Annotated in this window: 12 protein-coding genes and 1 tRNA gene; 3 read left to right on the top strand and 10 right to left on the bottom strand. The window is 63.6% G+C overall.

Annotated features, from left to right (window positions below):
- Positions 1-20: 20 nt before the first annotated feature.
- On the bottom strand, positions 21-3,527 hold the full coding sequence (gene rpoB, locus ACHMXB_RS10940) for a DNA-directed RNA polymerase subunit beta (RefSeq protein ID WP_395398361.1): 3,507 nt from the start codon (positions 3,525-3,527) through the stop codon (positions 21-23).
- A gap of 393 nt (positions 3,528-3,920) precedes the next feature.
- Between rpoB and ACHMXB_RS10945 the strand changes: the two genes are divergently transcribed.
- Positions 3,921-5,120 carry an acetyl-CoA C-acetyltransferase gene (locus ACHMXB_RS10945; protein WP_395398362.1) on the top strand — a complete coding sequence of 400 codons (1,200 nt, stop codon included), beginning with the start codon at positions 3,921-3,923 and terminating at the stop codon, positions 5,118-5,120.
- Positions 5,120-5,599, top strand: a complete 480-nt coding sequence (locus ACHMXB_RS10950; protein WP_395398363.1) for an aminoacyl-tRNA deacylase — start codon at positions 5,120-5,122, stop codon at positions 5,597-5,599. The genes ACHMXB_RS10945 and ACHMXB_RS10950 overlap by 1 nt, the downstream gene beginning before the upstream one ends.
- A 166-nt stretch (positions 5,600-5,765) precedes the next feature.
- Here the strand turns inward: ACHMXB_RS10950 and rplL are convergent, their stop codons facing one another.
- From rplL to ACHMXB_RS10995, 9 genes are all read right to left on the bottom strand, one after another.
- Positions 5,766-6,143 (bottom strand): 50S ribosomal protein L7/L12, encoded by a 378-nt coding sequence (gene rplL / locus ACHMXB_RS10955; RefSeq protein ID WP_102973696.1) that lies wholly within the window; start codon positions 6,141-6,143, stop codon positions 5,766-5,768.
- Between the two features lie 78 nt (positions 6,144-6,221).
- Positions 6,222-6,818 carry a 50S ribosomal protein L10 gene (gene rplJ / locus ACHMXB_RS10960; RefSeq protein WP_111905186.1) on the bottom strand — a complete coding sequence of 199 codons (597 nt, stop codon included), beginning with the start codon at positions 6,816-6,818 and terminating at the stop codon, positions 6,222-6,224.
- A 313-nt stretch (positions 6,819-7,131) separates the two neighbouring features.
- Entirely contained in the window at positions 7,132-8,241 is a 1,110-nt protein-coding gene (locus ACHMXB_RS10965) for a GNAT family N-acetyltransferase (RefSeq protein WP_395398364.1), read from the bottom strand.
- Positions 8,242-8,321: 80 nt separating this feature from the next.
- A complete protein-coding gene (locus ACHMXB_RS10970; protein WP_395398365.1) occupies positions 8,322-9,413 on the bottom strand; it encodes a GNAT family N-acetyltransferase in 1,092 nt (363 codons plus the stop codon).
- Positions 9,414-9,599: 186 nt separating this feature from the next.
- Positions 9,600-10,307, bottom strand: a complete 708-nt coding sequence (rplA, locus tag ACHMXB_RS10975) for a 50S ribosomal protein L1 (RefSeq protein ID WP_395398366.1) — start codon at positions 10,305-10,307, stop codon at positions 9,600-9,602.
- Between the two features lie 173 nt (positions 10,308-10,480).
- The gene (gene rplK / locus ACHMXB_RS10980; RefSeq protein WP_018773647.1) at positions 10,481-10,912 is read right to left on the bottom strand and encodes a 50S ribosomal protein L11; all 432 of its coding nucleotides are present in this window, start codon (positions 10,910-10,912) and stop codon (positions 10,481-10,483) included.
- A gap of 132 nt (positions 10,913-11,044) precedes the next feature.
- Positions 11,045-11,950 (bottom strand): transcription termination/antitermination protein NusG, encoded by a 906-nt coding sequence (gene nusG, locus ACHMXB_RS10985; RefSeq protein ID WP_395398367.1) that lies wholly within the window; start codon positions 11,948-11,950, stop codon positions 11,045-11,047.
- Between the two features lie 114 nt (positions 11,951-12,064).
- A complete protein-coding gene (gene secE, locus ACHMXB_RS10990) occupies positions 12,065-12,349 on the bottom strand; it encodes a preprotein translocase subunit SecE (protein ID WP_111905182.1) in 285 nt (94 codons plus the stop codon).
- 81 nt (positions 12,350-12,430) lie between these two features.
- Positions 12,431-12,503 (bottom strand) — tRNA-Trp (locus tag ACHMXB_RS10995).
- A 269-nt stretch (positions 12,504-12,772) separates the two neighbouring features.
- On the opposite strand from ACHMXB_RS10995, the gene ACHMXB_RS11000 reads away from it, so the two are divergent.
- Positions 12,773-13,990: a pyridoxal phosphate-dependent aminotransferase gene (locus ACHMXB_RS11000; protein ID WP_395398368.1), complete on the top strand. Its 1,218-nt coding sequence runs from the start codon at positions 12,773-12,775 to the stop codon at positions 13,988-13,990.
- The last annotated feature ends 182 nt before the right edge of the window (positions 13,991-14,172 follow it).

Below are 14,172 nucleotides of genomic sequence, written 5' to 3' on the forward strand. Positions count from 1 at the left end.
GCCCGCCGTCGTCGGACTCCTTAGACCTCTTCTACGGAGCTGGGCTCTGCACGAGACAGATCGATGCCCAGTTCTTCCGCAGCCGTGAAGACTGCGTCATCAGAGTCACGCATTTCAATTGTGGTTCCGTCTGTGGAAAGCACTTCCACGTTCAGGCACAGCGACTGCATTTCCTTGATCAACACCTTGAAGGATTCGGGAACACCCGGCTCAGGGATGTTCTCGCCCTTGACGATCGCTTCGTAGACCTTCACGCGGCCGTGAATGTCATCGGACTTGATCGTGAGCAGTTCCTGGAGCGTGTAGGCGGCGCCGTAAGCTTCGAGCGCCCACACTTCCATTTCACCGAAGCGCTGGCCACCGAACTGTGCCTTACCACCCAGCGGCTGCTGCGTGATCATGGAGTACGGGCCGGTGGAGCGGGCGTGGATCTTGTCGTCCACCAGGTGGTGGAGCTTCAGGATGTACATGTAGCCGACCGAGATCGGATCCGGGAACGGCTCGCCGGAGCGGCCGTCGAACAGGCGCGTCTTGCCCGAGGAGTCGATCAGGCGGTCACCGTCGCGGGTCACGTTGGTGGAGTCGAGCAGGCCCGTGATTTCCTCTTCGCGGGCGCCGTCGAAGACCGGCGTTGCAACAGTGGTCTGGCCACTCTCGCGCGGCAGGTTCGGCAGCTGCTTCACCCACTCCGGCTCGCCTTCGATCTTCCAGCCCGTCTTGGCGACCCAGCCGAGGTGCGTTTCCAGCACCTGGCCGACGTTCATACGGCCCGGAACACCCAGCGGGTTCAGGACGATATCAACGGGGGTGCCGTCGGCAAGGAAGGGCATGTCCTCGATCGGGAGGATCTTGGAGATAACACCCTTGTTGCCGTGACGGCCGGCGAGCTTGTCGCCGTCGGTGATCTTGCGCTTGGCGGCCACGTAGACGCGGACCAGCTGGTTGACGCCCGGGGGCAGTTCGTCGTCGTTGTCGCGGTCGAAGACGCGGACGCCGATGACGGTGCCGGACTCGCCGTGCGGAACCTTCAGGGACGTGTCGCGCACTTCGCGGGACTTCTCGCCGAAGATGGCGCGGAGCAGGCGCTCTTCCGGGGTCAGTTCGGTTTCACCCTTCGGGGTGACCTTTCCGACCAGGATGTCGCCGGCTTCAACCTCGGCACCGATGTGGATGATGCCGCGCTCGTCCAGGCCTGCCAGGACTTCCTCGGACACGTTGGGGATGTCACGGGTGATTTCCTCGGCACCAAGCTTGGTGTCGCGGGCATCGATCTCGTGCTCCTCGATGTGGATGGAGGAAAGGACGTCCTCGGCAACGATGCGCTGCGAGAGGATGATGGCGTCCTCGAAGTTGTGGCCTTCCCATGACATGAATGCCACGAGCAGGTTCTTACCGAGGGCGAGCTCGCCCTGGTCCGTTGCCGGGCCGTCGGCGATGATGCCGCCAACTTCCAGGCGCTGGCCTTCGTTCACCAGGACACGGTTGTTGTAGCAGTTGCCCTGGTTGGAGCGGGCGAACTTGTTGATGCGGTAGTTGGTTTCCGTGCCGTCATCGTTGAGCATGACGACGAGCTCGGCGGAAACCTCGGTAACCACACCGGCCTTCTTGGCGATGGTGACGTCACCGGCGTCAACGGCTGCTGCACGTTCCATGCCGGTACCCACGAACGGGGCCTCGGAACGGACCAGCGGCACAGCCTGGCGCTGCATGTTGGCACCCATGAGTGCACGGTTGGCGTCGTCGTGCTCGAGGAACGGGATCAGGGCGGTAGCCACGGACACCATCTGGCGCGGGGAGACGTCCATGAACTGCACGTCAGCAGCAGGAACGAGCACGGGCTCGCCTCCACCACCGCGGGCACGGACCAGGACGGTCTCTTCAGCGAAGCTCTTGTTCTCCTCGAGCGGAGCGTTGGCCTGTGCGATCAGGACCTCTGCCTCGTCGTCGGCCGTCAGGTACTGGACGTCGTCGGAAACGACGCCGTCCTTGACCAGGCGGTACGGCGTCTCGATGAAACCGAACGGGTTGATGCGGCCGTAGGACGCCAGCGAACCGATCAGACCAATGTTCGGGCCTTCAGGGGTTTCGATGGGGCACATACGTCCGTAGTGGGACGGGTGAACGTCTCGGACTTCCATGCCTGCACGGTCACGGGACAGACCGCCGGGGCCCAGCGCCGACAGGCGGCGCTTGTGGGTCAGGCCCGAGAGCGGGTTGTTCTGGTCCATGAACTGGGACAGCTGGGAGGTTCCGAAGAACTCCTTAATCGCTGCCACCACGGGACGGATGTTGATCAGGGTCTGCGGCGTGATGGCCTCGACGTCCTGCGTGGTCATGCGTTCGCGGACGACGCGCTCCATGCGGGACAGGCCGGTGCGGACCTGGTTCTCGATGAGCTCGCCGACGGCGCGGATGCGGCGGTTGCCGAAGTGGTCGATATCATCGATCTCGACGCGGAGCTCGTGGTCTTCGCCGTCGCGCTTGCCCATGAGGGTCTTCTCGCCGGCGTGGAGCGCGACGAGGAACTTGATCATGGCGACGATGTCTTCAACGTGCAGGACCGAAGCTTCCTTGTCACCAAGGGAGCGGTCGATGCCAAGCTTGCGGTTGATCTTGTAGCGGCCAACCTTGGCCAGATCGTAGCGCTTGGAGTTGAAGTACAGGTTGTCCAGCAGGGACTGGGCAGCCTCGACTGTGGGCGGCTCGCCCGGACGCAGCTTGCGGTAGATGTCCAGCAGGGCGTCTTCGCGGGTTTCGGTGGCGTCCTTCTCCAGCGTTGCACGCATGGAGTCGTACTGGCCGAACTCCTCGAGGATCTGGCCTTCGGTCCAGCCGAGGGCCTTCAGCAGCACCGTGACCGACTGCTTGCGCTTGCGGTCGAGGCGCACGCCGACCTGGTCGCGCTTGTCGATCTCGAGCTCGAACCAGGCGCCGCGGGACGGGATGATCTTTGCGGTAAAGATGTCCTTGTCGCTGGTCTTGTCAGCGGCGCGCTCGAAGTAGGCGCCCGGGGAACGGACCAGCTGGGAAACGACGACACGCTCGGTGCCGTTGACGACGAAGGTGCCCTTCTCGGTCATCAGCGGGAAGTCACCCATGAACACGGTCTGCTGCTTGATTTCGCCCGTGTTGTTGTTCATGAATTCGGCCTTGACGTACAGCGGTGCCGAGTACGTAGCGTCCCGGTCCTTGCATTCAGCCATGGTGTACTTCGGATCAGCGAACTCCGGATCGGAGAAGCTCAGGGACATGGTGCCCTGGAAGTCCTCAATCGGGGAGATCTCTTCGAAGATGTCGGAAAGACCGGAGGTGGTGGCGACGCTCAGGTCGCCTTCTTCGACGGCCTTCGCAACGCGGGCCTGCCAGCGTTCATTTCCGACCAGCCAGTCGAAGCTGTCCGTCTGCAGGGCAAGCAGATTCGGAACGTCAAGAGGTTCGTGAATCTTTGCGAATGAGAGCCGGCGAGTCGCACCATCGGTGCTTGCCGTGTTAGCGGTTTCGTTATTAGAGGTGCTCGAGGCGACCAAGAGGGATCCTTCCACAGACCTTCAGGCGTTTTCAGATCTCCCCCGCTTTTCACCCTGCGAAGTGACTCCGCAGTGCTACCATCCGGTTCCGCTATATGACCCGGGACCTGGTTCTGCCCATGCTGGTGACGTTGTTCACGGCACATTGATGGAGCAGCTAACAGGCTAAGCCCACCGCTATATGAAGGCTGAAGGTAAACAGGGAAGACGCAAATATCTACGATACGGCAAAACCCCACGCGTGTCTACCCCACTTATCAGCAGAATGCAAGCACCGTTGCTACGGGCACCTAACCGGAATGCGCCCCGCCTCCCCAGCGTTTGAATGGATAGGTGACCGGGCTCACGATACCCTTAGGCCAACCATCGACCATAGATCGGAAGAGAACAACCATGAGCAATTCCGTGGACAACAGCGATGTTGTCATCCTGTCCGGCGCGCGCACCCCGCAGGGCCGGCTGAACGGGCAACTGGCGAGCTTCACCGCCGTCGAGCTCGGGGCGCACGCAATCAAGGCGGCCATCGCGGCAAGCGGACTGGAAGCCGATCGGGTGGACGCCGTCATCATGGGCCAGGTGCTGCAGGCCGGTGCCGGCCAGAACCCGGCACGCCAGAGCGCCATCGGTGCGGGCATTGGCTGGAACGTCCCCACGGTGACCATCAACAAGGTCTGCCTCTCCGGGCTGACGGCCGTGATCGACGCGGCGCGGCTGATCCGTGCCGGCGAGGCCACCGTCGTGGTCGCCGGCGGCCAGGAATCCATGACGCGGGCTCCGCACGTCCTTCCGGGTTCCCGCCAGGGCTGGAATTACGGCACCGTGCAGGCGCTGGACGTTGCGGCCCACGACGGCCTGACCGATGCGTTCGACGGCCATTCGATGGGCCTTTCCACCGAATCCAAGAACCTCATCCTCGGCATCGACCGGACCGCCCAGGACAACGTGGCCGCCAATTCACACCAGCGCGCAGCGATCGCTTCGAAGAACGGCGTGTTCGACGACGAGATCTCACCGATCAGCGTCAAGCAACGCAAGGGTGATCCCGTGGTGGTCTCCACCGATGAGGGCCTCCGGCCGGACACCACCGTTGAGTCCCTGGCCGGGCTGCGGGCCGCCTTCGTCACCGACGGCACCATTACGGCCGGCAACTCCTCTCCCCTGTCCGACGGCGCCTCCGCCCTGGTCCTGACCTCGCTCAAGTTCGCGGAGGAGAACGGCCTCGAGTACCTGGCCGTCGTGGGCAAGCCCGGGCAGGTGGCGGGCCCGGACAACTCCTTGCACTCGCAGCCTTCCAACGCCATCGGGCAAGCTTTGGACCGCGCCGGCTGGAGCACTTCCGACCTGGACTTCATCGAAATCAACGAAGCATTCGGTTCGGTGGCCGTGCAGTCCCTCAAGGATCTGGACTACCCGCTGGAGCAGTGCAATATCCACGGCGGCGCCATCGCGCTGGGCCACCCGATCGGCGCCTCCGGTGCGCGGCTGGCACTCCACGCGGCGCACGAACTGAAGCGGCGCGGCCAGGGCAAGGCGGCTGTGTCACTCTGCGGAGGCGGCGGCCAGGGCGAGGCCCTCCTGCTGTTCCGGGACTGATGACACGACTGGCCGACGGCAGGGAGCGCTTCCTTGCCGACGCAGCCGCACGCGGCCTGGACGTCCAGCTCGTCGAACGGCTGGCCGCCCACAGCCTCGAGGAGGCGGCCGCGATCCTTGGCATCAGCCCGGCGGACATTGTGAAGTCCCTCGTGGTGAAACACAAAGACGGCAGCTTCCTCTTCGCCCTGATCCCGGGCGACCGCCAGATCTCCTGGCCCAAGCTGCGAAGCCTGGTGGGCGTCAACAAGCTCTCGCTACCGGCGGCGGATGTGGCACTGGAGGCGACCGGCTATGAGCGCGGCACCATCACTCCCCTGGGCAGCACCACGGCATGGCCTGTCTATGCGGACCGGACCATCGCAGGCAAGCGGATTTCCATGGGCGCGGGCCAGCACGGCTGCAGCGCCTTCGTGGACGCCGACGCCCTGGTCTCCGCCCTCGGCGCCGTGCTCGCGGACATCAGCGAACCCAACTAGGTAGCACATGAGGGCGTTCTGAGCGCTGGGAACGCCCGCAACTGCTACCTAGTGGGCCCACGCCCGCAGGGTCCCAGGCCGAGCTTGCGAGGTTAGGGTGCGGGTGGGGTTTAAACGCAGGAATCCCCGCCCACCGGAGTTGACGGGGATTCCTGAGAAAGCAGTGTTACTTGAGGGTAACGGTGGCGCCAGCTTCTTCGAGCTGAGCCTTTGCCTTCTCGGCAGCTTCCTTGGTAGCGCCTTCGAGAACAGCCTTGGGAGCGCTGTCAACCAGGTCCTTGGCTTCCTTGAGGCCCAGGGAGGTGATGGCGCGAACTTCCTTGATCACTGCGATCTTCTTGTCGCCAGCAGCTTCGAGGATGACGTCGAAGTCAGTCTTCTCTTCGGCTTCCTCAGCGGCACCGCCACCGGCGGGGCCGGCAACAGCTACAGCAGCAGCGGTAACTTCGAAGGTCTCTTCGAAGAGCTTGACGAACTCGGAGAGCTCGATGATGGTCAGTTCCTTGAAAGCTTCAATGAGCTCTTCGTTGCTGAGCTTCGCCATGGTGTGGCGTCCTTCCTATAAAGGCGGCCGGGGGCTGAATGCCGTTCCGATCCACCGGAGTCTTTTTGGGAGAGAGAATTAGTTCTCTTCGGCAGCGGCTTCGGCCGGAGCCTCAGCTGCGGCTTCTGCGTCAGCCTCTGCGGCAGGAGCTTCTTCAGCGGCGGGAGCTTCGGCTTCAGCCGGAGCACCGTTCTCTTCTTCAAGCTTGAGGCGCAGTGCGTCGATGATGCGTGCAGCAGCGGCAGCAGGGGCCTTGAGGATGCCTGCAACCTTGGCGAGCTGCAGCTCGCGGGACTCGAGTGCTGCCAGGGCAGCAACTTCGCTGGCGTTCAGTGCCTTGCCTTCGAAGTAACCGGTCTTGATGACCAGCTGCTTGTTAGCCTTGGCAAAATCCGTCAGGCTCTTGGCAGCTGCAACTGCGTCACCCTTGATGAACGCGATTGCAGTGGGGCCGGCGAGCTGGCCGTCGAATGCTTCGACACCAGCTTCCTTGGCTGCAATGGCGGTCAGGGTGTTCTTGACGACCGCGAACTTGGTGTCCTGGCCGAGAGAAACACGCAGCTGCTTGAGCTGTGCAACGGTGAGCCCACGGTATTCGGTCAGGACAGCGGCGTTCGATTCCTTGAAATCGTTAGTGATTTCAGCTACTGCTGAAACCTTGGTAGGCGTTGCCATAACCCTCCTTCCGGGGATAGTGCCGGTATTCCGGGTCCCCGCTCAGGTGAGCTAAAACTAAAAACGCCCCGCGCAGATGCACGGGGCTTGGCTCAACGCTGTTCAAACAGCGGAACTTTGCTTCGTTCACCTGCGCCGGCCGCCCTATGTTCAGGGTCCTTCGTCCGGAAACCCACTGGCTCTTTCGCGCACAACTGCAGAGTTGAGCTGAGCTCGAAAGAGTGGGAATCCAACAACCGACGGTCTTTGGTAGTTCAAGCTTAGGGGACGGCCCTGTGCATTACCAAATCGGCAGTCGCTCCGCCACCAGGACCTAGCTCCTTCTCGGTCCAAGGTCCGGCAGTTCCTTCTGCCAGATCCCGGTGACTCCCGCCGTCGTGAACCCAAGCTGGCGGTTAACCGTGAGGAGGTACCGGTTCTCCGGCGCGTTCCAGGTGTAGATCACCCGCGCAGCGGGGAACTGCTCGGTAAGTCGCTCCATATTGGCCACCTTGATGAGCAGGCCGAGCTTGTTGCCGCGGTGCGCCTGCAGCACCACCGTGTCATCCTGGAAGACGACGTCCTGCCGCTGCGCCAGGACGCTGATGGTAGTCAGCCCCACCAGGGTCCCGGTAGCAATGTGTTCGACGGCGGTCACCACCGTGCGCCGCCCCTGGGAGATGGTGACTTCCTCGGCTTCCCGCAGGATCCGGGCATCGAAGACTATGTCGTCGGTCCCCTCCACCGGTCCGGCGTCGCCGCCGGCCTGGTTTTCGAGGGCTGCCACCGATTCCAGCCAGCGCTCCGGGCAGCGGTCGGTCCAGTGGTGCAGGCGGTAGCGGCCGTTGTTGGCTTCCTGCGCCTCCGCCTCGAGCTCGGCCACAAGCTTGCTGTCCAGCGGCAGCACGCACGAGCTGAACTGTTCGATGTGCTGCAGCGTGTAACCGGTGCGCTGGGCGAATTCCACCTCGCGGCTCCCCAAGGGCACATAGCCCTGGCCCGATCCGGGCACCAGCTGCTCGGGCGCGAATTCGTGCAGGGACGCACCGGGATGGTTGGTGTCCACGAGGATCATGGTGCGGCCCTCGTTCCGGGCGAAGTGCTCGGCGGCTTCCAGCAACTGCCTGCCCACGCCCTGGCGCTGGTACTCGGGGAGGATGTCCAGGGTGAATTCGGCGAGGTCCAGGTTGTCGGCGAGGGGCAGGGCGATATCCACGGTGCCCACGATGTCGTCGCCGATCTTTGCCACGAGGATGACCTGGCGCTCGTACGGGTCTTCCAGTTCGAGGAGCTTTTCCAGCGGCGTGTAGGCGAGGTCGTCACTCCCCCAGGTATCCATCCGGACCTTGCGCCCCACCTCCACCGCGGCGAGGAAATCCGCCGCGTCAGCAGCATCCACTGAGTCCGGAATCCACAGCCGCTCGATCCGCACCTCTATTGCCATTATCCCCAGCCGTTCCGCCGCTGGCCGTGAAGGCTGCGGGCTTGAGTCCACGCGGTGTATCCGTCGCCAGCATATGCCGGTTAGCGCCGGCGCTGCCACTCACCGTCGTACCCTGCCGGACGGAAGCCCAGCGCCACATTTATGGCCAGCATGTGGTCATTTTCTGCAGCATTGAATGTCAGGACCCGTTCCACCTCGGGGTGGTCCTGCTGCAGGCGCCGGAGGTTGCGCACCTTGACCAGCATCCCCAGCCGGTGTCCGCGGTGTGCCTTGGCCACGAGGGTGTCGTCCTGCTCGGCCAGCCACGGTTTTTCGTCCGAGTGCTGCAGCACCGAGTAGGCAGCAAGTTCGCCGCTCGCCTTATGCCGGGCCACCGCCACCAGCGATTCCAGGCCCGCCCGCTTCCACTCGTCCTCGACGTGCCGGACGCGCTGGGCGTCCCACACCTCGGCGTCGTAATGCAGCGCACCTGCCGGGGAGTCCGTGCTCATCCTGGACATGAGCGCGGCCATCTGTTCCACGTACTCATCCGGGCAGCGGTCCGTCCAGCCGAGGATTTCATACTGGTCCCCGGCAATGCCGGCGGCCTCGCGTTCCAATTCGTCCAGGAGACCGTCCGACGGCGGCATGTCCAGTGCGCTGAAACGCGTCACCTGCTCGAGGGTGTAACCGGCCGCCACGGCAAAACGGACGCCGCGTGCCGCGGCCGGGACCCCGCCCGTCCCGGTTCCCGGCCTCAGGATCCCCGGGCCGTCCAGGTCGAACCCGGGGGCGTGTTCAGTGAAGCTCTGCAGGGTGCTGCGTCCGTCCTCCGTCGCCAGTGCCTCTGCGTGCCGGAGGAGGGCCAGTCCGATGCCGCGGCCGCTGAACCCGTTGAGGACGTCCACCCTGAGGAACGCATCCTGAAGGTTTTCCTTTTGCGTAAGCCTGACCCAGGACCTTGCCACCATGCGGCCGTCCAGCCGTACGAAGTAGAGCCGCAGCTTCGCGTAGTCGTCATCACGCCACGATTCCAGCCTGGCCTTCGGCGGCGCTGCCCGGTCCAGGTTGCCCCAAAGCTCCAGCGCCACGGCATCGCTGAGGTCGCTGAACTCGAGGAAGTCCGTGGCGTCGGACGCGTCAAGTGACGCAGGCAGGAAAAGCGGCTCGATCCGGTAGGAGGGCGTCGTCACCGGATCAGCCTAGCCGCAACGCCCTGAGTCCGACAGAGCCCCTTCCAGAGCGAGCCGAGGCGCTTACCGGAGTCCCGCCGTCGTACTTCACGGAACGAAAACGCCACCGGAATGCAAAAGGACCGCCCGGCAAACGCCGGACGGTCCTTCTGCTTTGGCCGGAAATCCGGCCGAGGTTCGCGAGACTTATGCCTCGATGAGAACCTTGGTGACGTTGGGGTCAACGGAGATGCCGGGACCGAACGTGGTGGCAACCGTTGCCTTCTGGATGTAGCGGCCCTTGGAAGCGGACGGCTTCAGGCGGAGCACCTCTTCGAGGGCAGCGGCGTAGTTCTCGGCCAGCTTGATGGAGTCGAACGAAACCTTGCCGATGATGAAGTGCAGGTTGGAGTGCTTGTCGACGCGGAAGTCGATCTTGCCGCCCTTGATGTCGTTGACAGCCTTGGTGACATCGGGGGTGACGGTGCCGGTCTTCGGGTTCGGCATCAGGTTACGCGGACCCAGGACCTTACCGAGGCGGCCAACCTTGCCCATGAGGTCAGGGGTGGCAACGGCTGCGTCGAAGTCGGTCCAGCCGCCGGCGATCTTTTCGATCAGGTCGTCGGAACCAACGAAGTCGGCGCCGGCAGCGATTGCTGCTTCGGCCTTCTCGCCGGTGGCGAACACCAGGACGCGGGCGGTCTTACCGGTGCCGTGCGGCAGGTTGACAGTACCGCGGACCATCTGGTCAGCCTTGCGGGGGTCAACACCCAGACGGAAGGCAACCTCAACGGTGGCGTCGAACTTGGACGGGTTGGTGTCCTTGGCGAGCGTCACTGCCTCGAACGGCGCGTAGAACTTCTCCGCGTCGATCTTGGCTGCGGCTGCCTCGTATGCTTTGCTGCGCTTTGCCATGCTGCTTATTTCTCCTTGTGCAGTTGTGGTCTGCGGACCGCGCTGGGCCCTGCCACAGTCAGCTGTCCGGGATGGACTGCTGACATTTCAATGTTTCAGTGGTGCCGGTTTCCCGGCGGTGCTGCCCGTCGTCGTTATCGGTTTACCAAACCCAACGTCAGGCAGCGGGGTAATTAACCCTCGACGGTGATACCCATGGAGCGGGCGGTGCCGGCGATGATCTTCGCTGCGCCTTCGAGGCTGGTGGCGTTGAGGTCTTCCATCTTGGTGGTGGCGATCTCGTTGACCTGTGCCTGGGTCAGCTTGGCAACCTTGACGGTGTGCGGGGTAGCCGAACCCTTGGCGACGCCTGCAGCCTTCTTGATGAGCTCTGCAGCCGGCGGGGTCTTGGTGATGAACGTGAACGAACGGTCTTCGTAGACGGTGATTTCAACAGGAATAACGTTGCCGCGCTGGGCTTCCGTCGCAGCGTTGTACGCCTTGCAGAATTCCATGATGTTGACACCGTGCTGGCCAAGCGCAGGACCGATCGGCGGGGCCGGGTTAGCGGCACCTGCCTGGATCTGCAGCTTGATGAGGCCGGTGACCTTCTTCTTGGGAGCCAATGTAGGGTCCTTCTCTCAAATGCGTCCTGGGACACAGGAGCGTGCCTCAGGTGGTTGGCCGCCATGGCGAGGCGGCCGGCCGTTCCGGAACTGCTAAGCGGGCCGTTCCGGAGCGAAATCTGTGGTGATCAGTTAGATCTTGGTGACCTGGTTGAAGGCCAGCGTGACCGGGGTCTCGCGTTCGAAGATGGACACCAGCACCACGAGGGTCTGGGAATCCACCTTGATCTCGGAGATCGTGGCGGGAAGGGTCTCGAACGGGCCTTCCTTGACGATGACCGACTCGCCGACCTCGAAGTCGACGTCGACCTGCGTGGCAGCCTGCTTGGCGGGCTTGCCCTTCTCTGCCTGCTCCTCTTCGAAGACCGGGGCCAGCATGGAGAAGACCTCATCGAGGCGCAGCGGCACAGGGTTGTGGGCGTTGCCCACGAAGCCGGTGACGCCCGGGGTGTGGCGGACGGCGCCCCAGGAGGCGTCGGTCAGGTCCATGCGGACCAGCACGTAGCCGGGGATGCGGACGCGGTTGATGACCTTGCGCTGAGCGTTCTTGATCTCAACGACTTCTTCCATCGGAACCTGGATTTCGAAGATGTAATCTTCCATGTCCAGGGTCTGGATGCGGGTCTCAAGGTTGGCCTTGACGCGGTTTTCGTAGCCGGCGTAGGAGTGGATGACGTACCAGTCACCCTCCTGGCGGCGCAGCTTGGACTTGAATTCCGCGGCGGGATCGGTGGCCTGGGCGGCAGCAGCGGCCAGGACGTCGGTCCCTTCGGCGCCTTCCTCAGCGTCCTCTCCGGTCACGTCGTCGGCGTCAGCGGTCTCGTCGTCCGCGTCAGCGGTCTCGTCGTCCGCGTCAGTATCAGCGGAGTCGGTCTCGTCGTCGGCGTCAGTATCGGCCTCAGCGTCGCCGTCGTACTCGGCATCGCCTTCGGAATCGGGCGCAGCAGACTCAACCTCAGAGCCCTCGGCGGCCTCAGCCGCGGGGTTCTGGGTTTCATCCAGCTCAGTCTCAGTTACCTCGAGCTCCTGCTCAGACACTTGGTCTCCTGCTTCCTCATTGCCTAATTGCCTATTTAAATGGCTCAATTCCGCACACCCCGCAGCTCCTGCCGATTCCGGCTGGGAGTCCACGCGGTCTGCGGACCGATCGCCTTAGCGGTCCCCGGCGCCTGTACCGCCGAAGACCCAGCCCACCGCGGTGCCGAACCCCAGGTCCAGCAGCGTGACGATCACCATCATGATGACCACAAATACGAGCACCACGAGCGTGTAATTAATCAGTTCCTTGCGGGTGGGGGCGACAACCTTCTTCAGTTCGCCAATTACCTGGCGGACGAAGAGTGCGATGCGAGCGAAGAAGCCAGCCTTGGCGGCCTTCTTTGCGGGGCGGCCCTTGGAGCTGCTTGCAGCTGTTTCGGTCACCTGTTCCTCACTCATCCTCGCAAGTCGGATTACCCGGCTCTGAACTGAACCTTTGGTTGCTGCGCTTGCTCCGGCTTTTCGCCGGAACAGCCTGCGCAGGGCAGACAGGACTCGAACCTGCAACCTGCGGTTTTGGAGACCGCTGCGCTACCAATTGCGCCACTACCCTATGGATCAAAAACCGATGAAGGCCGCACTTTCCCAAGGACATCTTGGGGCGCAAGTCATCATCTGTGTTTTCAACACCGGAGAACCAGTCTACGCAACAACTGCGCTTACGTCGAACCAGCCTCATTTCGGACCGTTTTTCAGCTTCAGAATCCGCACCGCAGTCACAAATCCGCGTTCCACCTCGAACGATCCGGTGAACAGCATAGAGTAGATTCCGTCGAATTCCACCATTCAGCTCTCCAGCTGCAAGCGAAGAACGGACCCGCCATGTCTGCCGCCCGCGTTTCCCAACGCATTTCCGCCATTGCCGAATCCGCCACCCTGGCCGTCGATGCCAAGGCCAAGGCGCTGAAGGCGGCGGGCCGGCCGGTGATTGGCTTCGGTGCGGGCGAGCCTGATTTCCCGACTCCGGGCTACATCGTCCAGGCCGCCATCGACGCCGCCAGCCAGCCGAAGTACCACCGCTACTCCCCCGCCGGCGGCCTTCCCGAGCTGAAGAAGGCAATCGCCGAGAAGACGTTCCGGGACTCCGGCTACAAGGCGGACCCGTCCCAGGTGCTGGTCACCAACGGCGGCAAGCAGGCCGTCTACAACACGTTCGCCACCCTCGTGGATCCGGGCGACGAAGTGATCGTGCCCACGCCGTTCTGGACCACCTACCCCGAGGCCATCCGCCTCGCCGGCGGCGTCCCGGTGGAGGTCTTTGCGGGCCCGGAGCAGGACTACCTGGTGACCGTGGAGCAGCTCGAGGCAGCCGTCACGGACCGCACTAAGATCCTGCTGTTCGTGTCGCCCTCGAACCCCACCGGCTCTGTCTACTCGCCGGAGCAGGTCGCTGAAATCGGCAAGTGGGCCGCCGCCAAGGGTCTGTGGGTGGTCACCGACGAGATCTACGAGCACCTGACGTACGACGGCGTGCCCTTCACCTCCATCGCCACCGCCGCCCCCGAACTGGGCGACAAGGTTGTGATCCTCAACGGAGTGGCCAAGACCTATGCGATGACCGGCTGGCGTGTGGGCTGGATGATCGGACCCGCCGACGTCATCAAGGCCGCCACCAACCTGCAGTCGCACGCCACCTCGAACGTGTCCAACATCCCGCAGATCGCCGCCCTGGCAGCCGTCTCCGGCCCGCTCACCGCGGTGGACGAGATGAAGGTCGCCTTCGACCGCCGCCGAAAGGCCATCGTGGAAGGCCTCAACGCGATTGAGGGCGTTGAATGCCCGACGCCGAAGGGCGCCTTCTACGTGTACGCGGATGTCCGCGCGCTGCTGGGTAAGGAATTCCCGACGGCGAGCGGCACCGTCCGCCCGGAGACCTCGGCCGCGCTTGCCGCGCTGATCCTGGACGAGGTGGAGGTCGCCGTGGTTCCCGGCGAGGCCTTCGGTCCGTCCGGCTTCCTGCGCCTCTCCTACGCCCTGGGCGACGAGGACCTGGCCACCGGCGTCGGCCGCCTGCAGGACTTCCTCGGCAAGGCGCAGTAGCCCGAAACGCTCGATCACTCCCTGCAAGAAATCTTCAAACGCTCTCGCACCGAAAAATTATGGTGCGGGAGCGTTTGCGTTTGGGCGGCAGGACGTGAGGACGGGTTCTGGAAAAAGCTGCAGGACGTGAGGACGCGTCGGGCAGAAGGCGGCGGCAAGCGATAGGGCGTCGGGTCAAAACC

Source organism: Arthrobacter sp. UC242_113, from assembly GCF_044054585.1.
GTDB lineage: Bacteria > Actinomycetota > Actinomycetes > Actinomycetales > Micrococcaceae > Arthrobacter.

Excerpts from the sequence above, each read along its gene's own strand:
- secE (WP_111905182.1), bottom strand. The coding sequence starts at position 12,349 with ATGAGTGAGGAACAGGTGACCGAAACAGCTGCAAGCAGCTCCAAGGGC.
- ACHMXB_RS10950 (WP_395398363.1), top strand. The coding sequence starts at position 5,120 with ATGACACGACTGGCCGACGGCAGGGAGCGCTTCCTTGCCGACGCAGCC.
- ACHMXB_RS10965 (WP_395398364.1), bottom strand. The coding sequence starts at position 8,241 with ATGGCAATAGAGGTGCGGATCGAGCGGCTGTGGATTCCGGACTCAGTG.
- ACHMXB_RS11000 (WP_395398368.1), top strand. The coding sequence starts at position 12,773 with ATGTCTGCCGCCCGCGTTTCCCAACGCATTTCCGCCATTGCCGAATCC.
- rplJ (WP_111905186.1), bottom strand. The coding sequence starts at position 6,818 with ATGGCAACGCCTACCAAGGTTTCAGCAGTAGCTGAAATCACTAACGAT.
- rplA (WP_395398366.1), bottom strand. The coding sequence starts at position 10,307 with ATGGCAAAGCGCAGCAAAGCATACGAGGCAGCCGCAGCCAAGATCGAC.
- rplL (WP_102973696.1), bottom strand. The coding sequence starts at position 6,143 with ATGGCGAAGCTCAGCAACGAAGAGCTCATTGAAGCTTTCAAGGAACTG.
- ACHMXB_RS10945 (WP_395398362.1), top strand. The coding sequence starts at position 3,921 with ATGAGCAATTCCGTGGACAACAGCGATGTTGTCATCCTGTCCGGCGCG.